Source organism: Micromonospora ferruginea (assembly GCF_013694245.2).
Taxonomy (GTDB): domain Bacteria; phylum Actinomycetota; class Actinomycetes; order Mycobacteriales; family Micromonosporaceae; genus Micromonospora; species Micromonospora robiginosa.
Window position 1 is genome coordinate 4918561 of record NZ_CP059322.2, and the last position, 23774, is coordinate 4942334.

Annotated in this window: 22 protein-coding genes; 6 read left to right on the top strand and 16 right to left on the bottom strand. The window is 73.0% G+C overall.

What is annotated here, in order from left to right; genetic code table 11:
- The first annotated feature begins 131 nt into the window (after positions 1-131).
- Positions 132-461 (top strand): hypothetical protein, encoded by a 330-nt coding sequence (locus H1D33_RS21565; RefSeq protein ID WP_181571429.1) that lies wholly within the window; start codon positions 132-134, stop codon positions 459-461.
- A 47-nt stretch (positions 462-508) separates the two neighbouring features.
- Here H1D33_RS21565 and H1D33_RS21570 read toward each other — a convergent pair whose 3' ends face one another.
- The 6 genes from H1D33_RS21570 to H1D33_RS21595 all read right to left on the bottom strand — a co-directional run bounded on the left by H1D33_RS21570 (position 509) and on the right by H1D33_RS21595 (position 9118).
- Positions 509-1831 carry an ABC transporter ATP-binding protein gene (locus tag H1D33_RS21570; protein ID WP_181571428.1) on the bottom strand — a complete coding sequence of 441 codons (1323 nt, stop codon included), beginning with the start codon at positions 1829-1831 and terminating at the stop codon, positions 509-511.
- Between the two features lie 157 nt (positions 1832-1988).
- Complete coding sequence (locus H1D33_RS21575; RefSeq protein WP_181571427.1) at positions 1989-4172, bottom strand: bifunctional glycosyltransferase/CDP-glycerol:glycerophosphate glycerophosphotransferase; 2184 nt, start codon at positions 4170-4172, stop codon at positions 1989-1991.
- Positions 4173-4188: 16 nt separating this feature from the next.
- The gene (locus H1D33_RS21580; protein ID WP_181571426.1) at positions 4189-6114 is read right to left on the bottom strand and encodes a DUF5941 domain-containing protein; all 1926 of its coding nucleotides are present in this window, start codon (positions 6112-6114) and stop codon (positions 4189-4191) included.
- Complete coding sequence (locus tag H1D33_RS21585) at positions 6111-6854, bottom strand: ABC transporter ATP-binding protein (protein ID WP_181571425.1); 744 nt, start codon at positions 6852-6854, stop codon at positions 6111-6113. The genes H1D33_RS21580 and H1D33_RS21585 overlap by 4 nt, the downstream gene beginning before the upstream one ends.
- Complete coding sequence (locus H1D33_RS21590) at positions 6855-7682, bottom strand: ABC transporter permease (RefSeq protein WP_181571424.1); 828 nt, start codon at positions 7680-7682, stop codon at positions 6855-6857. It abuts the gene before it with no gap.
- A gap of 65 nt (positions 7683-7747) precedes the next feature.
- Complete coding sequence (locus H1D33_RS21595) at positions 7748-9118, bottom strand: L-serine ammonia-lyase (protein WP_181571423.1); 1371 nt, start codon at positions 9116-9118, stop codon at positions 7748-7750.
- A gap of 875 nt (positions 9119-9993) precedes the next feature.
- Here H1D33_RS21595 and H1D33_RS21600 point away from each other — a divergent pair.
- The gene (locus H1D33_RS21600; RefSeq protein WP_181571422.1) at positions 9994-10197 is read left to right on the top strand and encodes a PspC domain-containing protein; all 204 of its coding nucleotides are present in this window, start codon (positions 9994-9996) and stop codon (positions 10195-10197) included.
- 53 nt (positions 10198-10250) lie between these two features.
- On the opposite strand, the gene H1D33_RS21605 is transcribed toward H1D33_RS21600, so the two are convergent.
- From H1D33_RS21605 to pdxH, 7 genes are all read right to left on the bottom strand, one after another.
- Entirely contained in the window at positions 10251-11018 is a 768-nt protein-coding gene (locus tag H1D33_RS21605) for a DUF4230 domain-containing protein (RefSeq protein ID WP_181571421.1), read from the bottom strand.
- 99 nt (positions 11019-11117) lie between these two features.
- Complete coding sequence (locus tag H1D33_RS21610) at positions 11118-12278, bottom strand: acyl-CoA dehydrogenase family protein (RefSeq protein WP_181571420.1); 1161 nt, start codon at positions 12276-12278, stop codon at positions 11118-11120.
- A gap of 31 nt (positions 12279-12309) precedes the next feature.
- Complete coding sequence (locus H1D33_RS21615) at positions 12310-12615, bottom strand: type II toxin-antitoxin system VapB family antitoxin (RefSeq protein ID WP_181571419.1); 306 nt, start codon at positions 12613-12615, stop codon at positions 12310-12312.
- A 54-nt stretch (positions 12616-12669) separates the two neighbouring features.
- Positions 12670-13272, bottom strand: a complete 603-nt coding sequence (locus H1D33_RS21620) for a nitroreductase family protein (protein ID WP_181571418.1) — start codon at positions 13270-13272, stop codon at positions 12670-12672.
- 2 nt (positions 13273-13274) lie between these two features.
- On the bottom strand, positions 13275-14201 hold the full coding sequence (locus tag H1D33_RS21625; RefSeq protein ID WP_181571417.1) for an aldose 1-epimerase family protein: 927 nt from the start codon (positions 14199-14201) through the stop codon (positions 13275-13277).
- A 15-nt stretch (positions 14202-14216) separates the two neighbouring features.
- Complete coding sequence (locus H1D33_RS21630) at positions 14217-15509, bottom strand: MFS transporter (RefSeq protein ID WP_181571416.1); 1293 nt, start codon at positions 15507-15509, stop codon at positions 14217-14219.
- The gene (pdxH, locus tag H1D33_RS21635) at positions 15506-16135 is read right to left on the bottom strand and encodes a pyridoxamine 5'-phosphate oxidase (protein WP_181572638.1); all 630 of its coding nucleotides are present in this window, start codon (positions 16133-16135) and stop codon (positions 15506-15508) included. Before pdxH ends, H1D33_RS21630 begins: the two co-directional genes overlap by 4 nt.
- Positions 16136-16408: 273 nt before the next feature.
- On the opposite strand from pdxH, the gene H1D33_RS21640 reads away from it, so the two are divergent.
- From H1D33_RS21640 to H1D33_RS21655, 4 genes are all read left to right on the top strand, one after another.
- Positions 16409-17515 carry a citrate synthase 2 gene (locus H1D33_RS21640; RefSeq protein ID WP_181571415.1) on the top strand — a complete coding sequence of 369 codons (1107 nt, stop codon included), beginning with the start codon at positions 16409-16411 and terminating at the stop codon, positions 17513-17515.
- 261 nt (positions 17516-17776) lie between these two features.
- Positions 17777-18904 carry a phosphoserine transaminase gene (serC, locus tag H1D33_RS21645; RefSeq protein ID WP_181571414.1) on the top strand — a complete coding sequence of 376 codons (1128 nt, stop codon included), beginning with the start codon at positions 17777-17779 and terminating at the stop codon, positions 18902-18904.
- 191 nt (positions 18905-19095) lie between these two features.
- Entirely contained in the window at positions 19096-20184 is a 1089-nt protein-coding gene (sepH, locus tag H1D33_RS21650; protein ID WP_181571413.1) for a septation protein SepH, read from the top strand.
- 72 nt (positions 20185-20256) lie between these two features.
- On the top strand, positions 20257-21243 hold the full coding sequence (locus tag H1D33_RS21655; RefSeq protein ID WP_181571412.1) for an aldo/keto reductase: 987 nt from the start codon (positions 20257-20259) through the stop codon (positions 21241-21243).
- 61 nt (positions 21244-21304) lie between these two features.
- Here H1D33_RS21655 and thpR read toward each other — a convergent pair whose 3' ends face one another.
- The 3 genes from thpR to H1D33_RS21670 form a co-directional block, all read right to left on the bottom strand.
- Positions 21305-21859 carry an RNA 2',3'-cyclic phosphodiesterase gene (thpR, locus tag H1D33_RS21660; protein ID WP_181571411.1) on the bottom strand — a complete coding sequence of 185 codons (555 nt, stop codon included), beginning with the start codon at positions 21857-21859 and terminating at the stop codon, positions 21305-21307.
- A 4-nt stretch (positions 21860-21863) separates the two neighbouring features.
- Positions 21864-22373, bottom strand: coding sequence for a hypothetical protein (locus H1D33_RS21665; RefSeq protein WP_181571410.1), 510 nt, complete (start codon positions 22371-22373; stop codon positions 21864-21866).
- A 112-nt stretch (positions 22374-22485) separates the two neighbouring features.
- A complete protein-coding gene (locus H1D33_RS21670) occupies positions 22486-23772 on the bottom strand; it encodes an MFS transporter (RefSeq protein ID WP_181571409.1) in 1287 nt (428 codons plus the stop codon).
- Positions 23773-23774 lie beyond the last annotated feature (2 nt).

Here is a 23774-nt window from a genome sequence, read left to right on the forward strand (position 1 = left end):
CGGAAGTCGGCCGGTCGGACGGCCCGGACGGTGGGGGCGGAACGCCTTCCGACCCTAGCCACGCGGTGACGACACTGTCACGCAGTGAAGCCGGATTCGTCCGTAACCCGCCAACGACAGGAGCACCCGTGATGAGCCAACCGCCGGACGGGCCGGCGGCGGACCGCCCCCGGCCGTACCCCGGTCACGCCGCGCCGCACACGCCGCTGCGTCCGATGTGGTGCTGCCGGTCGTGCGGCCAGCCGTGGCCGTGCTCGACCGCCCGCCTGCTGCTCCGCAACGAGTACGAGGACAACCCGGTCAGCCTGTCCATCTACCTGTGCGGGCTGCTCTACGAGGCGACGCGGGACCTCTACCGCCTGAACCCGGCCGGCGCGCCCTCCCCCACCGACATGTTCACCCGCTTCGTCGCGTGGGGCCCGTACCGCCGCCCGCCGGTCTCACCGGGCGAGGAATGTTAAGCGGGGCCCCCGCCTATGCAGAAAACGTTAAGCGGGGCCCCCGCCTTTCATCTCCAGCCGACGTCGATGCGGTCGCCGCGCTCGTCGAAGAAGTGCAGCGCGTCCATCCGCACCTGCACCGCCAGCGGGTGCCCGGACGACACCTGCGGGTAGGGCGCCAGCCGTACCGCCAGCTCGGCCGGGCGGCGGTGGTGCCGGCCCGGGTCGGGCAGCACGCTGGTGCGGTTGCCGCTGCCGCCGTTGCCGTTCGACGACGGCGCGGCGGCCACCTCGGGCGAGCCGGAACGGCCGGTGAGCCGCTGCACCACCTGGCCGAAGCGGCGCAGGCTGCGCTGGCCGGGGGCGGTCCGCTCGACCGGGGTGCCCATCTCGTCGACCACGATCGCGGTGGCGCCGATGTCGAGGAAGGCCAGCGACTCGTGGCCGTGGTGCTCCAGGTAGCGGATCCGGCCGTGCAGCACGTCGCCGGCGGTGTCCGGGGCGACCGGGGTGAGCGCCTCGGCGCGCAGCCCGACCACGATCCGCTCGCCGTGGTAGTGCGCCACCGCGCGGCTGCGGATGTCGTCCCACGGCAGGTAGAGCGCCTGCTCACCGAGGTTCAACGCGACGTAGCGGTCGAGGTGGACGTAGACCGACGCCTCCAGCAGGTTCATCCGGGGGCTGCCCAGGAACGCGGCGACGTAGAGGGTCGCCGGTCGCCCGTACACCTGGGTGGGGGTGCCCACGTCCTGGAGCACGCCCTTGCGCATGATGGCCACCCGGTCGGCCATGGTCAGCGCCTCGGCCTGGTCGTGGGTGACGTAGATGGTGGTGACGCCCAGCTCCCGCGTGAGCGCGGAGATCTCCGCCCGCAGCTCGGCGCGCAGGCCGCTGTCCAGGTTGGAGAGCGGCTCGTCCATCAGGAAAAGGCCGGGCCGGCGGACTATCGCCCGGCCCATCGCCACCCGCTGCCGCTGGCCGCCGGAGAGCTGGCTGGGCTTGCGCGCGAGCACGTCGCCGATGCCGAGCGCGCCCGCCACGTCCTGGATGCGCTCGCCGCGCGGCCCGGGCTCGATGCCGGACAGCCGTAGCGGGAAGCCGATGTTGTCGCCGACGGTCATGTGCGGATAGAGCGCGAAGTCCTGGAAGACCATGGCGATCTTCCGGTCCCGCGGCGGCAGGTCGTTCGCCAGCTCACCGCCGAGCATGACCGCGCCGGAGGTCGGATCCTCCAGCCCCGCCACCATCCGCAGCACGGTCGACTTGCCGCAGCCCGAGGGGCCCAGCAGGACCATGAACTCGCCGTCGTTGACGTCCAGATTGATGGTGTCGACCGCGATCGTTCCGTCCTGGAACACCTTGGTGACATCCTTGAGCGCGACGGTGGTCACCGTCACCTCCCCCAGTCGCTCGCCCGAACCCGGGAATGACTGTGACCAGGATCATTCGATTCGCACATCGGGTAAACGTGCCATGTTCGGCTCGTGACAGTCCTATTAAGCGGTATTCGCCGGGCTGCACGGTTAAGTGACCAACCAGTAACCACTTTCAGGGTGTTTCGCCGAGGAACACCCGGCGCACCACCCGCTCGGCGGCGAGCCCGTCGTCGAGCGCGCAGAAGCGGGCCCGGAACACGGCCCGCGCCCGATCGGCCGCCTCGCCGGCCACCGCGCCGGAGCGGAACAGGTCGAGCAGGCCCGGGAGGTCCACCGCGACCGCGCCCGGCGGCTCCGCCAACAGGTCGAGGTAGACGCCCCGGGCCACCCGGTAGGCGTCCCAGTCCGGCGCGTAGACCACGATCGGCCGGTCCAGCACGGCGTAGTCGAACATCGCCGAGGAATAGTCGGTGACCAGCACGTCCGCGGCCAGGTAGAGATCCTCCACCCGGTCGTACGCGCTGACGTCCAGCACACCGCCCGCCGCCGGCCCGCGCGGCTGCCGCTCCCGGTCGTGGAAGTAGTGGCTGCGCATCAGCAGCCGCCCGTTCGCGCCCAGCACGTCGCGCATCCGGTCCGGGTCGAACGGGGGCCGCCAGCCGGGCAGGTGCTCCCGGTGCGTCGGCGCGTAGAGCACCACGTACTCGTCGGGTCCGATGCCCAGCGCGGCGCGGACCTGGCGGCCCTCGTCGGCGGTGGCCCGCGCCAGCCGGTCGTTGCGCGGGTAGCCGACCTCCAGCGTGGTGTAGTCGGCCGGGTACGCCCGCTCCCACATCTGGGTGGAGAAGCTGTTCGAGGTGACGCTGTAGTCCCAGCGGTCCACCCGGCGCAGCAGCCCGGCGAAGTTCATCCCCATCGCGCCCACCGGGTAGCGCTGCTGGTCGAGGCCCATCACCTTCACCGGCGTCCCGTGGTGGGTCTGCACGTGCACCGAGCCGGGGCGCTTGTGCACGAAGTCCGGGAAGTTCACGTTGTTGACCAGCCAGTGCGCCCGGGCCAGCACCCGGTGGTACTCGCGGGTGCCGGCGACGACGTACTCCACGCCCGGCGGCAGCGTGGCCACCCGGTCGCGCCGGACGATCCAGACGCCGCGCACCTGCGGGGCGAGCCGGCGCGCGGCCTCGTAGATCGCCGCCGGGTTGCAGGAGTAGCCCCGGTACCAGTAGGCCGCGTAGACCGCCAGCGTCGGGTCGATCGGCCGACGCAGCTCGGCCCGGTAGTACTCGGACAGCGCGGTGTCCCGGGCCCGCCGGGCGGTCCGCCGCAGCGCCGGCGCCACCCGCCGCCGGGCCCGCCCGGCCGTCCCCCGGGCCGCGTCGCGCACCCGGTGGACCTCGCGCAAAGCGCTGAACGTCCGCCACCGGCCGGCGGCCACCAGCCGGTGCTTCACCCCCTCCGCGCCGGGCGGGACCGGATAGCCGCCGGGCGGCAGGAAGTGCACGTAGTCGGCGTGCATCTGGGCGAAGAACGGCGCCCGCAGCTCCGGCGCGATCCGCTCGCCGTTGCCGAGCACGGTCAGGTGGTGCCAGACCATCCGCTCGAAGACCGCCGGTCGCAGCCCGTCCGTCCCCCACCGGTCCATCAGCCGGAACACCCGGTGCCACTGGGCGAAGACCTCGAAGTGCCGGTCGCCCCGGGTCCGGGTGATCGCCCCGGTGCGGCGCTGCCGGTAGTTGAGGCACACCCGGTCGAGCACGCCGATCCGGTCGGCCGCCATCAGCGCCGGATAGCTGAACGAGACGTCCTCGTACCAGCCCGGCGCGAAGCGGAGCCCGCGCTCGACCAGGAACTCCCGGCGGATCAGCCGGTTCCAGGCGGTGTGCAGCAGCTTCAGCACCTCCGGCCGGTCCCGCACCGTGAACGTCTCCGGGCCGGGCGGGTCGGGGAATACGTCGCGCATCGCGCTGCGGGTGCCGACGTTGTTCCAGTGCGCCCGCACGTGGTCCACGATCAGCACGTCGGGGCGGGTGTCCCGGAGCCGGTCGGCGACGTGCGGCAGGCAGCCGGGCACCAGCCAGTCGTCGCCGTCGACGAACCACACGTACTCGCCGACGGCCCGGTCCAGCCCGATGTTGCGGGCCGGACCGAGCCCGACGTTCTCGGTGAGGCGGACCGGGCGGACCCGGGGGTCGCGTGCCGCGTACTCGGCCAGGATCTCGCCGCTGCCGTCGGGCGAGGCGTCGTCCACCCCGATCACCTCGACGTCGGCGAACGGCTGGTCGAGGATCGAGTCCAGGCATTCCCGCAGGTAGCCCTGCACCCGGTAGGCCGGCACGACGAAACTGATCAGCGTCATCCCGGCCCGCCCTCCGTCAGCCCGGCGAGGTGGCACCCCCACGGGCGCGGGCCGGCAGGACCACCCAGGCGAGGACCACGCTCGCGACGAAAACCACCAAAAGGTACGCACCGATTGTAGCCAGAGTGATACTCACAATTCCGGCGACCAGTCCGATTGCCAGCAGCAGGGAGCGCCCCTCCCAGCCCAGCGTGGCGCCGTGCAGCGGCGGAGCCGACTGCCGCTTCTCCAACCGGGCGGTCAGGTCGTAGTGGTGCAGCGTGAGCACCAGCACGTACGCGAAGATCAGCCAGGCCGGCGCCCGCCCGGCCACCCCGACCGCGATGGCGAACAGATACTCGGCGGCCCGCAGCGCGGCCGGCACCAGCCAGTCCAACGCCCCGGCGTGCGGCGCCCGCGAACCCTGCGCCGCGCCCAGCAGCAGCACCATCGCGACGATCACGCCCCAGCTCGGCAGGTCGCGCCCGTCGTGCACCGCCCACAGCGCCCAGACCAGCAGCGCCGCCGCCGCGACCGCACCCACCAGCGCCGTCACCAGCGGCCGGCGCGTCGTCGGCAACGTCCGGGTCAACGGGCCGTCGTCACGGTGCAGGCCGGCGTCGACCGTGGTCAACACCGGCACCTTCATCCAGCGCGCCCGCAGCGTCCGCAACGCCCCGGTGTACGCGAACGCCAACGTGCCCCACACCAGCACCGCGCAGAGCGCCACCAGCGGCCCGAACAGCGCGGCGGCCACCGCGATCAACGCCCACCGCTCGCCGATCGGGAACACCACGGTCCGCTTCAGCCAGTACGACACCGAGCCGGTGTCCGCCTGCACCCGCGTCGACGCGGCGTTCAGCTTGCCGCCCAACCCGCCCGCGTCGCCGGTCACCACCTTCGGCCGGCGCGCGGCCTCGTCGTGCAGCGCGCCGTACCAGGTGTCGGTCATGTGCCGCACGGTCTGCAACGTCATCGCGGCCAGCGCCAGCGCCCAGCCGTAGCGGAACCCGGCGTGCGTCGCCCCGAAGCCGAGCCCGGCGTAGACCACGTACTCCTTGAACCGGTCCGCCATCGTGTCCAGCCAGCCACCCCAGGCGCTGAAGTGCCTGGTGTAGCGGGCCAGTTGCCCGTCCACGCAGTCGAGCACGAACCCCAGGTAGAGCAGCACGCCGCCGGCCACCAGCGCGGGCCGGCCGCCGACGCCGAACAGCACCGCCGCCGCCACCGCGAACAGCACCGAGAAGAGCGTCACCCCGCTCGGGCCCAACCCGATCCGGGCGGCGGCCTTCGCGACGTGCGGGGACCAGGTGCTGACGAAGAACGTGGTGAAGAAGTCGTCGCGCTCCTTCACCGACAGCCGCAGCTCGGCCCGGTCCTCGTCGACCGCCGCCACCGCCGCCTCGGCGGCGACCCGCCCGGCCGCGTCGCCGACCCGGTGCGCGACCAGCAGGCGTACCCGGTGGGCGAAGATCAGCGGCCCCCGGGCGGCGAGTGCGGCCACCAGCCGGTCCACCGCGCCCAGCGGCCCACCGGCCGCGGCCGCGCGGGCGGCGTCGGCGAGGGCCGGCAGGTCGGCCGCGCCGACCCGCAGCGCGCCACCGAACACGCCCGTCGCGTCCGCGTCGTCGCCGACCGCGACCACCTGGCCGCGCTCCTCCCGCACCGTCGCCTGCCCGGCGGCCGGCGGATCGGTGAGCACCAGCGCCACCGTCGGCCCGACCGGGCTGGTCGCGAGATGCCGGAGTACGGCCGTGTGCGCCACCAGGTCGACGCCGCTGACCAGAACCGGGCCGGTCGCGCCGGCCACCAGGTCGGCCAGCTCGGCCAGGTCGGCGGCGACGCGCACGTCGTCCGCCCCGGCCCGGCGCCACTGCGCGGCCAGTCGGTCTCCGAGCGCTTCCCCGCCCTCGGTGGCTCCGCCCGCCGCCGGCCCGGCGGCGAGCACGATCGCGAGCGTCACCGCTGCGCCGCGTCGGCGTAGGCCCGCAGTGCCTCGTCGATCGTCCCGTCGACGGTCAACCGTCCGGCGTCGAGGTAGAGCCCCCGACGGCAGAACCTCGTGAGGTCCTTGTCGTTGTGTGACACCAGCACCAGCGTGCGCCCTTCCGCGAGAAGTCGCTCGATGGTCGCATAGCACTTCGCGCGGAACTCCGCGTCCCCGACCGCGGTCACCTCGTCCACCAACAACACCGGGTGCGGCAGGTGCGCGATCACCGCGAAACCCAGCCGCACCTTCATCCCCGACGAGTAGTGCCGCACCGACGTGTCGATGGCGCGTTCCACCTGCTCACCTGCGAACGAGACGATCTCGTCGAAGTGCCGGCGCAGGTAGTCCGAGGAGAGCCCGTGCAGCCCGCCGACAAGGTAGAGGTTCTCCCGGCCGGTCAGGTCGCCGGAGAACCCGGCGGACAGCTCCAGCAGCGGCGCCACCCGCCCGTGCACCCGGATCGCGCCCTCGTCCGGGATGAGCACACCGGCGATCAACCGCAGCAGCGTGCTCTTGCCGGTGCCGTTGCGCCCCACCACGCCCACCGTCTCGCCCGGTTCGATCCGGAACGACAGGTCCCGCAGCGGCCAGAACCGACCGGCGTCCGGGTCGCGCGCGCCCCGGTGCACGATCAGCTCCCGCAGCCGGAGCTGCCGACGCCGGTTCCGGACGAACCGGATGCCCAGCCCGTCCGCCTCGATGATCGGCGCCACTCAGAGTTCCTTCAGCACGGCCGGTTCGAGGCGGTGGAACGACCACCAACCGAGCGCCAACACCAGCAGGCTGCCTCCCACGGTGACGGTGAGCAGCCGCGCGTCCGGGAACTCGTCCGGATACCAGACCGCGTGATGCAGTTGGAAGATCCCCACCAGCGGGTTCAGCTCGTACGCGACCTTGAGCCAGCCCGGCATGCCGGAGTCCCGCACCAGGTTGAACGGATAGATGATCGGGGTGGCGTAGAACAGCAGCCGGATCGCCAGTCGCATGATCCGCTCGATGTCGCGCATCAGCACGTTGCCCGCCGACAGCAGCAGCGCCAGGCCCACCAGCAGCACGAACTGCACGGTCACGGCCAGCGGCAGGGCGAGCAGGCTCCACCCCGGGTGGATCTTCCCGTGGCTCGCGTAGAGCGCCGCGATGGCGATCAGGATCGGCAGGCCGGCCAGGTACTCGGCGAAGCGGCCGGCGACCCGGCCGATCGGGAAGATCGGCCGGGGCAGGTTCATCGTGGTGATCAGCCGGGCCTGCCCGGTGAGCGCGCCGGCCGCCTCGGTCAACGCCGAACTGGCCCACATCCACGCGAAGATTCCGGTGATCAGGAACAGCGGGTACGAGCCGGCCGCCTCGCCCAGGTGCCGCCGGGTCGCCCCGGAGTAGAGCACCCCGAAGACGAACCAGTAGATCAGGCCCATGCCGAGGGGTTCGATGAGCGACCAGAGGTAGCCCAGCACCGACTGCTGGTACTTCACCGCGAGATCCCGCCGGACCAGGATCCGCAGCGAGGTGCGGGCCGACCAGAGCGCCGCGACGCCGGACGTCACCGCCTCATCGTCGCGCTCCCCCCGGCCGGCGCGGCGACGGTCCGCGCCGGATCACCCCAACGGGGTCAGCACTCGATGACGTTGACCGCGAGCCCGCCCCGCGCCGTCTCCTTGTACTTGACCTTCATGTCCGCGCCGGTCTCCCGCATGGTCTTGATGACCTTGTCCAGCGACACGTGGTGCACCCCGTCGCCACGCAACGCCAGCCGGGCCGCGGTGATCGCCTTGATGCTGGCCACCGCGTTGCGCTCGATGCACGGGATCTGCACCAGCCCGCCCACCGGGTCGCAGGTGAGCCCCAGGTTGTGCTCCATGCCGATCTCGGCGGCGTTCTCCACCTGCTCCGGCGTGCCGCCCAGCGCCTCCGCCAGCCCGGCCGCCGCCATCGAGCACGCCGAACCGACCTCGCCCTGGCAGCCGACCTCGGCCCCGGAGATCGACGCGTTCTCCTTGAACAGCACCCCGATCGCGCCGGCGGCCAGCAGGAACCGGACCACCCCCTCGTCGGAGGCGCCCGGCACGAACCGCGTGTAGTAGTGCAGCACGGCCGGGATGATCCCGGCGGCGCCGTTCGTCGGCGCGGTGACCACCCGGCCGCCGGCCGCGTTCTCCTCGTTCACCGCGAGCGCGAACAGCGTCACCCAGTCCATCGCGCGCAGCGGGTCGTCCGCGCCGTTCTCCGCCTCCAGGCCGCGCCGCAGCTCGGCCGCGCGGCGACGGACCTTCAACCCACCCGGCAGTACGCCGTCGTGGGTGCAGCCGTTCTCCACGCACTCCCGCATCACCTGCCAGATGTGCAGCAGCCCCGCGCGGACGTCCGCCTCGCTGCGCCAGGACAGCTCGTTGGCGAGCATCACCTCGCTGATCGACAGGCCGGTCCCGGTGGTGACCTTCAGCAGCTCCGCGCCGGTGAGGAACGGGTACCGGACCCGGGTGGCGTCCGGTTTGATCCGATCCGCCCCGGCGGCCGCCTCGTCCACCACGAACCCGCCGCCGACCGAGTAGTAGGTGCGGGACCGCACCTCGTTCCCGGCCGCGTCGAACGCCGCGAACGTCATCCCGTTCGGGTGGTACGGCAACGAGCGTCGACGGTGCAGCACCAGGTCCCGGTCCGGGTCGAAGTCGACCTCCTGGCTGCCGAGCAGGCGCAGCCGCCGCTCGTCCCGGATCCGCGCCACCCGTGGCCCGACGCCGTCGGTGTCGACCGTCTCCGGGGCCTCGCCCTCCAGCCCCAGCAGCACCGCGCGGTCGCTGCCGTGGCCGTGCCCGGTGGCGCCCAGCGAGCCGAACAGCTCCGCCTGCACCCGGGCCACGTCGGCGAGCTGCCCGTCGGCCTTCAGGCCACCCACGAACGTACGGGCGGCCCGCATCGGCCCGACGGTGTGCGAGCTGGACGGCCCGATACCGACGCTGAAGAGGTCGAAAACACTGATCATGGCTGCACTTTCCTCGCCGTCGTCCCCGTTGTGCGGTTCCGAACCGGTGCGATGCCGCGCTCCCTGTCCAGGGTTGGAACGGCCGGCGCCAAGGGTGGAGGCGCCGACCGGCGAGCCTACCCGCCCAGCTCAATACCCGCCCTCACCCCGCCTCACGCCCCCGCTCACCTGTCCCCACCGCCCCCGTCCACCGCCCACGCCTCGCACCCGCTCACCGCCCAACGCCTCGCCCAGCTCACAGCTCACAGCTCACAGCTCACAGCTCACAGCTCACAGCTCACGAGATCTTGGTAGTAAACGGCCCCTCCAGGGGCACTTTCCTTCCAAGATCTCTCCGTATCTCACCAACTGGAACGTCCATCCCAAACACCCCCGCCCACCCCGATCCCACCGCCTCCACCACGCGGTATTCGGACTCACCGCCCCCACCCGCGTCGATCTTGGAGTTGTGGCACCTCTGATAAGGAGTTAAAGCCGACATACCATGGCGCCACAACTCCAAGATCGACGGGACTGGCGAGCCGATCGCGCCGAGCCGAACGTGCCGCGCCGAGCGCAGTGCGCCGAGCCGGGCGGGGTCGAAACTCGAGCGGGGCGGAAGTGAGGGCCGGGTGGCAGCAGGTGCGGGGCGGGTACGGGCGAGGCGCAAGGAAGGGTGTCACGGAGACCGGAGCGCGCCGACGGACGGCGGGGGGAACAGCAGACCGCTCGTCGAGGCATCGGCGAATGTCGGTGGATGCGTCGGTGTGGGTGCTCCGGGGTAAGCACCTACGGGTGCCCGGGTCGCCGATCCTCCTCGGGGCCGAGGGCGCGGCGCGCACCCCTGCCTACCGTGGAATCAGCGCGGCGGATCGCCGCAGAAGTGGGAGACGACGATGAGTCGCAAACTGGTCCGGCCCCGTGAGGGGCGCATGCTCGCCGGTGTCTGCGCCGGCCTCGCCAAGCGGTTCGGCATGTCCGCCGGCATGGTCCGGCTGCTGTTCCTGCTGTCGCTGCTGCTGCCCGGCACCCAGGTGATCGTCTACCTGATCCTGTGGGTGCTGATGCCGAACGAGGACCGCTACCTCGCCACCCGCTGACCCGCACCCGACGGCGCGCCCGCCCCTGACGAGGGCGGGCGCGCCGGGCGAGGTCACGGGGCCGTGTAGGTGACGGTCACCTTCTGGTAGCCGAGGGAGCGCAGCAGCCCCTCCAGCATCTTGCGGGTGTTCTCCTGGGCGCGGGCGGTGAGCCCGCTGTCCCGGGCCGCGGCGGTGATCCGGTCCTCGGCCAGCTTGTAGATCTGCTGCTGCCGGTTGGGGTCGCCGGCCACCAGGTCGTTGAGCCGGTTGATCAGGCCCCGCTCCTCGGCGAAGACGTAGCTCTTGTCCATGTTCAGATCGGTCTCGCCGAGCTGCGGCGCGGGCAGCTTGATCTCGGCGGACTTGCCGTCGTCGGAGACCACCACCGCCCCGTCACCGATCTTGGCGAAGTCCACGTACGCCTCGACCCGGCCGGCGCCGACGAAGAGCGTGCGCTCGTTGAGCAGGAAGTCGGGCACGTTGCGCCGGTCCTTCTGCACGTCGACCACCACCTGGAAGTTGCCCTCCGCCGCGACGTAGCGGCTCAGGTCGCGGATCGACTGGAGCAGCGGCGGCTGGCTGCGGTCGGTCTGCTCCTTGGCGAACGGGTTGCGGAAGTCGGGCAGCAGGCCGGTCGCCTGCACGCCGAGCAGCGCCACCACCACCAGCGCGGCGGCGCCGAGCACCCAGAGCAGACCGCGGCCCGGCCCGCCGCCGGCCGGCGCGGGAACACCGGGCTCCGGGTCGTGCCGGTAGTCCGCCCGGTCGTGCAGGGACTCGCTGGTCGGGTATTCCGGGAACTCCCTGGTGGGCTGCTGGGTGTCACCGTCGCGGGCCATCGCCCTCACCGTCCTCGTCCGACACATCGACTGACAATGACGGTACGGGCACCGTGCGACACTCGCTCGCCGAGTGCCATGATCGGGTGAAAGCCCAGGTCAGGCGAACGCGGAGAGCCCGGTCAGTCGCTGCCCGATGACGAGCTGGTGGATTTCCGAGGTGCCCTCGTAGGTGAGCACGCTCTCCAGATTGTTGGCGTGCCGCATCACCGGGTAGTCACCGGAGACGCCGTTCGCGCCGAGGATGGTGCGGCACTGCCGGGCGATGGCCAGCGCCTCCCGCACGTTGTTCAGCTTGCCCACGCTCACCTGCTCGGGGCGCAGCGTCCCGGCGTCGGCGAGCCGGCCCAGGTGCAGCGCCAGCAGCAGCCCCTTGTTCCACTCCACCGCCATGTCGGCGAGCTTCGCCTGGGTGAGCTGGAAACCGGCGAGCGGCCGGCCGAACTGGGTGCGCGTGGTCGCGTACTCCAGGGCGGTCTCCAGGCAGTCGCGGGCCGCGCCGAGCGCGCCCCAGACGATGCCGTGCCGGGCCTCGGTCAGGCAGCTCAGCGGCGCCTTCAGCCCCGCCGCCTCGGGAAGCTGGGCGTCCGCCGGCAGCCGGACGCCGTCGAGCGCGATCTCGCCGGTCAGCGACGCGCGCAGCGACATCTTGCGCCGGATCTCCCGGGCCGTCACACCCGGCGTGTCCATGGGTACGGCGAAACCCCGCACCCCTTCGTCGGTGCGGGCCCAGACGACGGCGACGTCGGCGATCGGCGCGTTGGTGATCCACATCTTGGCGCCGTCGAGGATCCAGTCGTCGCCGTCGCGGCGGGCCCGGGTGGCCATCGACGCCGGGTCGGAGCCGTGGTCCGGCTCGGTCAGCCCGAAGCAGCCGATCGCCTCGCCGGTCGCCATCGCCGGCAACCAGCGCTGCTTCTGCTCCTCGCTGCCGAAGCGCCAGATCGCGTACATGGCCAGCGAGCCCTGCACCGAGACGAGCGAGCGGACGCCGGAGTCGCCGGCCTCCAGCTCCAGGCAGGCCAGCCCGTACGCGACGGCGGACGCGCCGGCGCAGCCGTAGCCGGTCAGGTGCATGCCGAGCAGGCCCAGCTTGCCGAACTCGCGGGCCAGTTCCCGGGCCGGCACCTCGCCGTCCTCGTACCAGCCGGCGACGTGCGGGCGGACCCGGTCGGTGACGAGCTGGCGCACGACGGCGCGGATCTGGCGCTCCTCCTCGCTCAGCGACGCGTCGAGGTCGAGCAGGTCGAGAGGAGTCATGGCGTCACCTTAACCAAGACTCAGGAAGGCGTCACTCGCCCTGTTCGCCGAGCACCAGCACCCGGGCGTGGATCTGGTTGCGCTGCTGCAGGGCGGCGCGCAGCGCCCGGTGCAGGCCGTCCTCCAGGTAGAGGCCGCCGTTCCACTGCACCACGTGCGGGAAGAGGTCGCCGTAGAAGGTGGAGTCCTCCGCGAGCAGCTTGTCCAGCGCCAGCTCCCGCTTGGTGGTGATGAGCTCGGCCAGCCGCAGTGGACGCGGTGGGATCTCGGCCCACTGCTTCAGCGTGAAGTTGTGCTCCGGGTAGGGACGCCCGTCCCGGACCGCCCTGAAGATCACGGCGCGTTCTCCTCCCCCAGGCCCGGCTGACGATGTGGGTGCCAGCCTAGCGGCTCAGCTCCACCGCCCCCGCCGCACCACATCATCCACCGGACGCCGCCCCCGGCGCAGCGACGGTGACCTGTGGTCGACGGCGCGGTAACCGATGGTGACGGCACCGATCGGCTGGAGTGCCGGCGGCACCCCGAACGCCTCCCGGTACGCGTCGGTCCGCTGCGGCGGGATGCCGAAGAAGCAGGCGCCCAGCCCCTCGTCCACGGCGGTGAGCAGCATCAGCAGCGCGGCGAAGCCGGTGTCCACGTACCAGTAGGGCACCGGCCAGCGCTCCTCGGCGCGGTCCGCCCAACCTTTGTCCGGCTCGGCGTAACGGTCCAGGTAGGCGTCCCGGTTGGCGTGCGGCACCACGATCAGCGGGGCCCGGCGCATCCCGGCAAGCCAACGCTCCCGGCCGCCGCCCTCGGGCGTGGTCGCGGCCCAGAACCGTTCGCGGTCGGCCGGCTCCTCCAGCACCAGGAAGCCCCAGCCCTGCGCGAACCCCGCCGAGGGGGCCCGGACCGCGTGGTCGAGCAACCGGTCCACCGTCTCCGGCGGCACCGGACGGTCCGGGTCGTAGTTGCGGACCATCCGGCGGCGCCGGACGACGTCGGCGAACTCCACGCTCAGACCTCCGGCCGGACGCCCCAGGCGCCGCGCCAGGTCTGCCCCGGGTCGAGCGTGATCAGGTCCTTGCCGGAGCGGAACGCGTCCGGCGGGCAGGTCATCGGCTCCACCGCGACCGAGCGGCGGTGCCGCTCCCCGCCGAGGGTGTCCCCGGTGAACACCTGCCACCAGCCGAACTCGCGGTCGGCCCAGATCCGCAGCCCGGACCCGCCGTCCGGCGCGCCGAGCGTCACCGCCGAGCCGCCGTCGGCGTCCCGCCGCACGTCGCCGAAGGCCAGGTCGAGCACCAGGTCGCCGATCGGGCGGGGCGAGGTGAAGTCGTACTCGGTGCCGGTCACGTCGGTGGCCGCCACCGGCAGCAGCCGGCCGTCCGTCAGCACCCGGTTGCGCCCCGGCACGCCCAGCAGCAGGTCGTCCACCGCCACCTTGGGCAACTGGAAGTAGGGGTGCACGGAGAAGCCGAACGGCGCCGGCTCGGCGGCCAGGTTGGTCACCTCGTGCTCGGCGCGCAGGCCGTCCGGGCCGACGCTCCACCGGCCGCGCAGCCGCAACGCCCACGGGTAGCCGGGGGTGGGCGGCAGGTCGTAGCCGATCGTCACGCTGTCCGGCGACTGCTCGACCAGCTCCCACCGGACCCAGTTGACCAGGCCGTGCAGGGCGTTGTGCCGCTCCGGCTCGGTCAGGTCGAGCTGGAACGAGCGGTCGCCGAACGTGTACCGGCCGTCGCGGATCCGATTCGGCCAGGGCGCCAGCACGTGCCCGGCCGAGCCGGGGCTCAGCTCGTCCTCGGCGTACCCGTCGAGGTAGTCCACGCCGTCGTGCCGGTAGGCCCGCAGCCCACCACCGACCTGCACCACGACGGCCTCGTGGCCGTCGGCGGAGATGGTCCACTGTGCACCCGAGGGCGCCCGCACGTCTTTCCCCATTCGGCGACCCTACCGTCACCGACGGTCTTCGGCGGGGCTGGTGGCGCGATAGCGGATCAGCGCGGGGAACGCCACCACCAGCAGGGTCGCCAGCACGGCGGCGGCGATGCCACCGCCCACCATGGCGACACCGGTGCCGAACCCGGCGGCCGTCGCACCGGCCCGCAGGTCACCCAGGCGCGGGCCGCCGGCCACCACCACCGTGTTCACGCCCTGGAGCCGGCCGCGCATCCGGTCCGGCGCGTAGACCAGCAGCATCGACTGCCGCAGGGTGGCGCTGACCAGGTCGGCGGCGCCGGCCACGCCGAGCAGCAGCACCGCCAGCCAGAGTTGGCCGGCCAGCCCGGCGAGCGCGATCGCCACGCCCCAACCGACCACCGCCACGGCCAGCGCCAGACCCTGCCGGCGGACCCGGCCGATCCAGCCGGAGGTGAGCCCGCCCAGCATCGCGCCGATGGCGATGGAGCTGTAGAGCCAGCCGACCGCCGCGCCGCCGCCGAAGCGCTCCTGCGCCAGCTCCGGGAAGAGCGCCCGCGGCATGGCCAGGATCATCGCGATCAGGTCGATGGCGAAGGAGAGCAGCAGCACCGGCGTGGTGGCCAGATAGCGGAAGCCGTCGACGATGCTGCCCAGCCCGGCCTTGCGGACGCCGCCGCCCGGGTCCGGCTCGGGTGGCATCGCCGGCAGCCGCAGCGTCGCCCAGAGCGAGACGGTGAACAGCAGCGCGTCCAGCCCGTACGCGACGGGCAGCGCGGTGCCGACGCGCCAGGTGGCGAAGATCAGCCCGGCGGCCAGCGGGCCGGCGACGGCCGCGGCGGTGAACGTGGTGTAGTTCAGCGTGGTGGCCGCCGGCACCAGGTCGGCCGGCACCAGCCGGGGCAGGATCGCGCTGCGGGCCGGCGAGGTGATCGCGAACGCCACCGCCTGCACGCCCACCAGCAGCAGGAGCAGCACCGGGCTGCGCGCCCCGACCAGCGACTGCACCAGCAGCCCGAGCGTCGCGGCCCAGAGCAGCGTGCCGGCGGCGAGCAGCACCCGACGCCGGTCCCGGGCGTCGGCGACCGCGCCGCCCCACAGCCCGAAGATCAGCAGCGGCACGAACCCGGCGACGCCGAGCAGCCCCACCCAGAACGAGCCGCCGGTGAGGTCGAACATCTCCACCGGCACCGCCACGGCGGTGAACTGGAAGCCGAACATCGCCACCGCGTTGCCGAGCCACACCCGCCGGTACGCGGGCACGCCAAGCGGGCGCAGGTCGATCGCCCAGCGGCGCGGTCCGCCCGGCCGGGCCTGCTTGACCTGCGTCACGGCGCGAGCCGCTCGACGGCCCAGCCGCCGCCGTCCGCCAGCCGGAACCGCAGCCGGTCGTGCAGCCGGCCGGCCCGGCCCTGCCAGAACTCCACCGTCTCCGGGCGCACCCGGAACCCGCCCCAGTGCGGCGGCGCGGGCACCTCCTCGACGCCGGCGAACCGCTCGGTCGCCGCCCGGTACTCCGCGTCCAGCGCGGCCCGGTCCGGCACCACCGCGGACTGGGTGCTGGCCCACGCCCCGAGCTGGGAGCCGCGCGGCCGGACCGCGAAGTATGCCTCGGTCTCCGCCCGGGTGACCTGCTCCACCCGGCCGGCGACGGTCACCTGCCGCTGCATCGGGAACCACGGGAAGACCAGGCTGGCCCACGGGTTGGCGGTCAGCTCGGCGCCCTTGCGCGACAGGTGGTTGGTGTAGAAGACGAAGCCGTCCGCGTCGAAGCCCTTGAGCAGCACGGTGCGGCCGCTGGGCCGGCCCCGGGCGTCGGCGGTGCCGACCACCATCGCGTTCGGCTCGGGCAGCGGGTGGGCCACCGCGTCGGCGAACCAGCGGGCGAACTGGCTGTGCCAGTCCGGTGCCAGGTCCGCTTCGGTCAGGCCCAGGTCGGCCGCGTACTCGTTACGCATGCCGGCCGGGGCGGGTGTGTCGCCTGTCACTCTCGCCGTTCCTCTCCCGGGCTTGCCGGCGTCCCCCGACGCTGGCCAGGCCTCGCTACCCAGTCTTCTCCCTGCCACACCGGCGTCCACCGGCGGGGATGTCGCGTGGCGCACAGTGGCTGCGGGTCGCGCACGTGGTTACTCACCGGGCAAGATGTCACGAACCACATCCCTGATGGTCGCCTGAGCTGCGGGGCCGGATCGGTCCCACCGGGCGCACCGAGCCGGAAGCCAGGAGACGACATGTCCGATTTCAAGCCGGGCCTGGAGGGCGTCGTAGCCTTCGAGACCCAGATCGCCGAACCCGACCGCGCGGGCGGTTCGCTGCGCTACCGGGGCGTGGACATCGAGGATCTGATCGGCCAGGTCTCCTTCGGCAACGTCTGGGCGCTGCTGGTCGACGGCCGGTTCGGCCCGGGCCTGCCGCCGGCCGAGCCGTTCCCGGTGCCGGTGCACTCCGGTGACATCCGCGTCGACGTGCAGTCCGCGGTCGCCATGCTGGCCCCCTACTGGGGTCTCGACCAGCTCCTGGACATCTCCGACGAGCAGGCCCGCGAGGACCTGGCCCGGGTGTCGGTGACCGCGCTCTCCTTCGTCGCCCAGTCGGCGCGCGGGCTGGGCCTGCCGGCGGTGCCGCAGAAGGAGATCGACAAGGCGGAGACCATCGTCGAGCGGTTCATGAAGCGCTGGCGCGGTGAGCCCGACCCGCGGCACGTCAAGGCCGTCGACGCGTACTTCATCTCGGCCGCCGAGCACGGCCTGAACGCCTCCACGTTCACCGCCCGGATCGTCGCCTCCACCGGCGCGGACGCCGCGGCCTGCATCTCCTCCGGCATCGGCGCCCTCTCCGGCCCGCTGCACGGCGGCGCGCCGTCGCGGGTGCTCACCATGCTGGAGGCGGTCGAGCGCAGCGGCGACGCCGAGGGCTACGTCAAGGGCGTGCTCGACCGGGGCGAGCGGCTGATGGGCTTCGGGCACCGGGTCTACCGGGCCGAGGACCCGCGCGCCCGCGTGCTCCGGCGCACCGCCAAGGAGCTGGGCGCGCCGCGCTTCGAGGTCGCCGAGGCGCTGGAGAAGGCCGCCCTGGCCGAGCTGCAGGCCCGCCGCCCGGACCGCGTGCTCGCCACCAACGTCGAGTTCTGGTCGGCCGTGGTGCTGGACTTCGCCGAGGTGCCGGCGCACATGTTCACCTCGATGTTCACCTGCGCCCGGATGGGCGGCTGGTCCGCGCACATCCTGGAGCAGAAGAAGCTCCAGCGGCTGGTCCGGCCGTCCGCCACCTACGTCGGCCCGGGCACCCGCAAGCCGCAGCAGGTCGAGGGCTGGGACGCCATCCCGCACGGCGTCTGAGGTGTAAGGAGGGGCCCCCGCTTAACGCATTCTGCATAGGCGGGGGCCCCTTTTAACACCCGCTCTGTGGCGTACGCCTCAGCGGCGGGCGTGGGACCAGCGGGTGGGTGAGGCCGGGTGGGTGCGAGGATGGGGGCCGGCAGCGCTGCCGGCCGGGTTCGGATCCCGGCCGTCCCGTGCGCCCGGCGCACGAGCCGGTCGACGGTCCGCGCCCGCAGGAAAAGGGCCCGCCCTCGCCCATGCGGAAGGATCGAGACAACCGTGGCTGACGCACCGACCATCCGGATTCCCGACGACCTCAAGCCCGCCGACGGCCGTTTCGGCTGCGGCCCGTCCAAGGTCCGTCCGGCGGCGGTCTCCGCGCTCGCCGACGTCGCCACCAGCTACCTGGGCACGTCGCACCGGCAGAAGACGGTCCGCGACCAGGTCGCCCGGCTGCGCCGCGGCCTCGCCGAGTTCTTCGCCCTCCCGGAGGGCTACGAGGTGGTGATCGGCAACGGCGGCACCACCGCGTTCTGGGAGGTCGCCACGTTCGGCCTGATCCGCGACCGGGCCCAGTTCGCCAGCTTCGGCGAGTTCGGCGCGAAGTTCGCCAAGTCGGTCAAGGATGCCCCGTTCCTGGGCGAGCCGACCGTCCGCAAGTCCGAGGCGGGCAGCGCGCCGTCCCTGGTCGCCGAGGCCGGCGTGGACGTCTACGCCACCCCGCACAACGAGACCTCCACCGGCGTGGCGGTGCCGATCAGCCGGGTGCCGGGCGCCGACGAGGGCTCGCTGCTGCTGGTCGACGCCACCTCCGGCGCCGGCGGGCTGGACGTCGACGTCGCCGAGACCGACGTCTACTACTTCGCCCCGCAGAAGTGCTTCGGCTCCGACGGCGGGCTCTGGCTGGCCCTGATGTCGCCGGCCGCGCTGGCCCGGGCCACCGAGGTCAAGGAGTCGGGTCGCTACATCCCCGCGTTCCTCGACCTGGTCACCGCGATCGACAACTCGCGGCTGGAGCAGACCTACAACACGCCGGCGCTGGCCACCATCTTCCTGGCCGCCGAGCAGACCGACTGGATGAACGCCCAGGGCGGGCTGGCCTGGGCGGCCAAGCGCACCGCCGAGAGCGCCGCCGCCGTGTACGGCTGGGCCGAGCGCTCGCCGTTCGCCGACCCGTTCGTGTCGGACCCGGCGCTGCGCTCCAACGTGGTCGCCACCGTCGACTTCGCCGACGGGGTGGACGCGACCGCGATCGCCAAGGTGCTGCGCGCCAACGGCATCGTGGACACCGAGCCCTACCGCAAGCTGGGGCGCAACCAGCTCCGGGTGGCGCTCTTCCCGGCCGTCGAGCCGGCCGACGTCGAGGCGCTCACCGCGTGCATCGACCACGTGGTCGAGCGACTCTGATCACGTCGTGACGCTGGGTGGTCGCCGGGGCTCCGGCGACCACCCACCGTGACCATCGCCGCAGCTCAGTCGCGACATGCCGGGGTGTCGCTCTCCCCACCGCTGGGAAAGTGAGCGTACGGTGGTTCGAGACGCACGGGTGGCCGGCTCGTGGCGTGTGACGGCCAGCGAAGCGGGACGGAGGCAAGCCGATGCGCCCAGTACGCTTCGTCGCTCTCTCCGAGGACGGCCAGGCCCTGGTGCTCACCGACGAGGTGGGCCGCCTGCTCGCGCTGCCCATCGACGAGCGCGTGGCTTCGGTGCTGCACGCCGAGCCGGGTGCGACCCCGCTCGCGGTGGTGCCCGCCTCCACCGATCCCACGCCGTCGCTGTCCCCGCGCGACATCCAGGCCCGGATCCGTTCCGGCGAGTCCGCGGAGGACGTCGCCCGCATCGCCGGTGTCCCGGTCGACCGGGTCCTGCGCTATGCCGGCCCGGTGCTCCAGGAGCGGGCCATGCTGGCCCAGCACGCCCGTCGCACCCGGCTCAAGGGTGCCGAGAAGCCGACCCCGCTGGCCGAGGTGGTCAACGGTCGGCTGGCCCAGCACGGCATCGACACCGAGAAGATCTCCTGGGACGCCTACCGCCGCGACGACGGCACCTGGCGGATCATCGCGACCTGGCCGTCCGGCAAGGCCACCGCGCAGGCCGTGTGGGATCTCGACAAGTCCCGGCAGAACGTGGTCGCGCACGACGACATGGCGCAATACCTGTGCGCCGAGCGTCCCACGCCGATCCTCGGCCAGGAGCCGGCGCCGGAGCGGGGCGGCCACGCGCTGCCCGGCCCGTCGCGCGGCGAGCCGAGCCGGGGCGGCCACGGCCTGCCGTCCGGGGTGGAGCAGGCCCGCCCGGGGCGGGACCCGATCCGCGCCGGCCGGGACGCGCTGCTCGCCTCGCTGGACCGTCCGCTCGGCGGCACGTCCGGGCGCGGCCTCGACACCCGTTCCCCGGCCGCGCTGGCCGGTTCGGACGCGCCCCGGCAGCGGGCGGTCGCCGGGGGCGCCGCCGCGCTGCTCGGCGGCGGCCAGGGCTCGGCGTTCGACGACGACTCGGACGCGCCGAAGGAGATCCCGGCCGTACCCTCGCTGGCTGTGCTGCGGCCCCGGCGCACCGGCAACCCGCCGGCGTCCGGCGGTGCGGGCGCCGAGTCGGGCGAGGCCGGCGGCAAGCCGCGCAAGCGGCTGCCGAGCTGGGACGACGTCCTCTTCGGCAGCGGCCCGGCGGCCCGCGAGTCCTCCTGACCCTCCGGTCCGCCCTGGCACGCACGCGTGAAGCGTGAGGCACTCGAAGTGCCCGCGTGCCAGGGTGGACCCATGGAGTACACGAACCTGGGACGCACCGGCCTTTCGGTGAGCCGGCTCTGCCTCGGCACGATGAACTTCGGGCCGCAGACGGACGAGCCGGACAGCTTCGCCATCATGGACCGGGCGCTGGAACACGGGATCAACTTCTTCGACACCGCGAACGTCTACGGCTGGAAGCTCGGCGAGGGCGTCACCGAGCAGATCGTCGGCCGCTGGTTCGCCCAGGGCGGCGGGCGCCGCGACAAGGTCGTGCTGGCCACCAAGGTGTACGGCAAGATGAGCGAGTGGCCCAACGACCAGGGCCTGAGCGCACGGCACATCATCCGGGCCTGCGAGGACTCGCTGCGCCGCCTGCAGACCGACACCATCGACCTCTACCAGATGCACCACGTCTCCCGAACCACGCCGTGGGAGGAGATCTGGCAGGCGATGGAGACGCTCGTCGCGCAGGGCAAGGTGCTCTACGTCGGGTCGTCCAACTTCGCCGGCTGGCACATCGCCCAGGCGCAGGCGGCGGCCGGCCGGCGCAACTTCCTCGGCCTCGTCTCCGAGCAGTCCATCTACAACCTGCTCACCCGGCACGTGGAGCTGGAGGTGATTCCGGCCGCGCAGCACTACGGGCTGGGCATCATCCCCTGGTCGCCGCTGCACGGCGGGCTGCTCTCCGGGATCATCCGGAAGATGGCCGACGGCAGCGCGGCCCGCGGCACGTCCGGCCGCTCGGCCGACGCGCTGGCCGAGCACCGCACCACGATCGAGGCGTACGAGAAGCTCTGCGCCGACCTGGGGCAGGATCCGGCCGACGTGGCGCTGGCCTGGCTGCTCTCCCGGCCGGGCGTGACCGCCCCGATCGTCGGCCCACGCACCATGGACCAGCTCGACCGCAACCTGGGCGCGCTCGACGTCGACCTGGACGAGGCCACCCTGACCCGCCTCGACGAGTTGTTCCCCCCGATCGGCAACGGCGGCCCCGGCCCCGAGGCCTGGGCCTGGTAGGTGTAAGGAGGGGCCCCCGCTTAACGCATTCCGCATAGGAGGGGGCCCCGGTTAACAGGCGTCAGAGCGGCCAGGCGGCGAGGCGGGTGTAGCGCGCCGGGCGGCCGAGGTGGCTGCGGACCAGCACCAGCTCGTCGGCCGACCAGTCCGGGCCGGCGTACCCGTGCAACGCCTCCCGGTCGGCCCGCACATCGGCGGGGTCGACGCGATCGCCGGGACGCGCGATGGTCAGGTGGGCCCGGAACGGCTTGTCGTCGTGCGGCAGCTCGGCCCGGCGCAACCCGTCGCGTACCAGCCGGGCGAGCGTGCCCAGCGCGTCCGGCTCACCCCCGACGTCCACCCACAGCACCGTGGACCGCCCCTGGCCGAAGCTGCCCCCGCCACCGAGTCGCAGCCGCGGCGAGCTGCCCCGGCCGTCCCGGAAGGACTCCGCGGCCAGCCCCAGCGCGCCCTCCACCTCGACCAGCCGGTCATCCGGCACCTCGCCGAGGAAGGCCAGCGTGAGGTGGAGGTGGGCCGGATCGGCCAGCCGCGCGTCGATCCGTAGCTCGGCGACCCGCGCCACCAGATCGGCGACCGCCGCCGCGGGCGGGTAGACCGCCGCGAAGAGCGGCACCCGGTCAGCGGTGCCGCTGGTGGTGCGCCGCCCGGGCGGCCGGCAGGGTCAGCCCGGCGGCGTGCAGCAGCCCTTCGACGCGTACCCGTTCGATCTCCCGGTCGACGCCGTCCAGCTCGGCCAGGTGCTCGGCGATGCCGAGGGCGTGGCAGGCGGCGCGCAGCCGCTCGTCGTACGCCTCGATGACCGCGCCGTGCCACACCACCGAGCGGTCGGCGGCAGCCAGCCGGTGGCCGCCGAGCCGGCGCAGGTCGGTGGCGAGTTGCTCCAGCGGGCGGCGGCCCTCCCGCTCGAACTGGGTGAGGTCGATGTCGCGGGTCAGCGCCTCGGCCTCGATGGCCCGGTCGAGCCGGGCGATGGTGCGGCGCTCGCGGCGGCGTTCCCGCCACTCGGCCCAGCCGCAGGCGACGCGGTCGATGATCTCGTCGGCGCAGAAGACCAGCGCGAAGAGGGCGGGCAGGCAGCAGACGGCGAGGATCGCCAGCGCCAGCAGCAGCCCCTGCCCCAGTCCCACACATCGAAGCTAAGCCCTGCCGCACCCACCCGCCACCCGTTTGCCAAAACAGACCCGGGTGTTAAGCGGGGCCCCCGGCTATGCGGAATGCGTTAACCGGGGCCCCCGCCTTTCACTCGTGCGAGGCGGACACCACGTAGAAGCGGGGCATCGGCAGCACCCGCATCCGCAGCCGCGCGCCGGAGCGGCGCAGTTGCCAGGTGAGCGCCAGCAGCGCGGCGGCCAGCGAGATCAGGCCACCGATCCAGATGCTCGCGCCGGCGCCGTACCGCTCGGCGACCCACCCGATGATCGGCGCACCGACCGGGTTCGTCCCCAGGAACACCAGCACCCAAAGCGCCATCACCCGTCCCCGGAAGGACGCGTCGACGCCGAGCTGCACCCGCTGGTTGGCGGCCTGGGCGAAGAAGACCATGAAGAACCCGGTGGGCAGCAGCAGCGTCGCCACCAGCCAGTACGCGGGCGCGAGCCCGACCAGCGTGCCGAAGCTGGCGCAGCCGATCGCGGCGCCGAGCACCAGCCACACCGAGGGCCGGCTGCGCCGGCCGGTCCCGGCGAGCGCGCCGACCAGCGCGCCGACCGCCAGCGCGGTGCTGAACAGTCCGAACGAGGCGGCGCCGGTCTGGAACACGGTCTTGGCCAGCGCGGCGAGGGTGAGCTGGAAGTTGAACAGGCTCATCCCGATCACCGACATGACGACCATGGGCAGCAGCAGGTCGGGGCGGCGGGCGACGTAGCGCAGGCCGTCCACCACCCGGGCCTGGTCGCGTTCGCCGGCCGGCGGCAGGTCCTTGCGGTGCAGTTCGGCCGGGCGCATCCGCACCACGTTGACCAGCGGGGCGACCGAGCTGAGCGCGGTGAACATGAAGACCGGGCCGACGTCGAACGCGGCGATGGCGAGGCCGGCGACGGCGGGGCCGACGATCCGGGCGGAGTTGAACACCGCCGCGTTGAGCGAGAGCGCGTTCGGCAGCAGCGGTACGCCGACCAGCTCGGAGACGAACGCCTGTCGCACCGGGGTCTCCACCGCGTTGGCGACGCCGAGCAGGGCGGCGAATGCGAAGACGTGCCAGAGCTGCACCACGCCGGTGACGACGAGCAGGCTCATGCCGAGCGCCAGGACGGTCCAGAACGCGTTGGCGACGAAGAGCAGCATCCGCTTGTCGTACCGGTCGGCGAGGCGGCCGGAGAGCAGCGTGAGCAGGAGTACGGGGGTGAACTGCAACGCGGTGACCACGCCGAGGGCGGTCGCGGAGTTGTCGCTGAGCTCGAGGACGAGCCAGTCCTGGGCGATGAACATCATCCAGACGCCGATCAGTTTGATCAGCTGTCCGGTGGCGAAGAGTCGATAGTTGCGGACTCGTAGGGACTGGAACATCGTGCTCAGCTTGGCCTGCACTC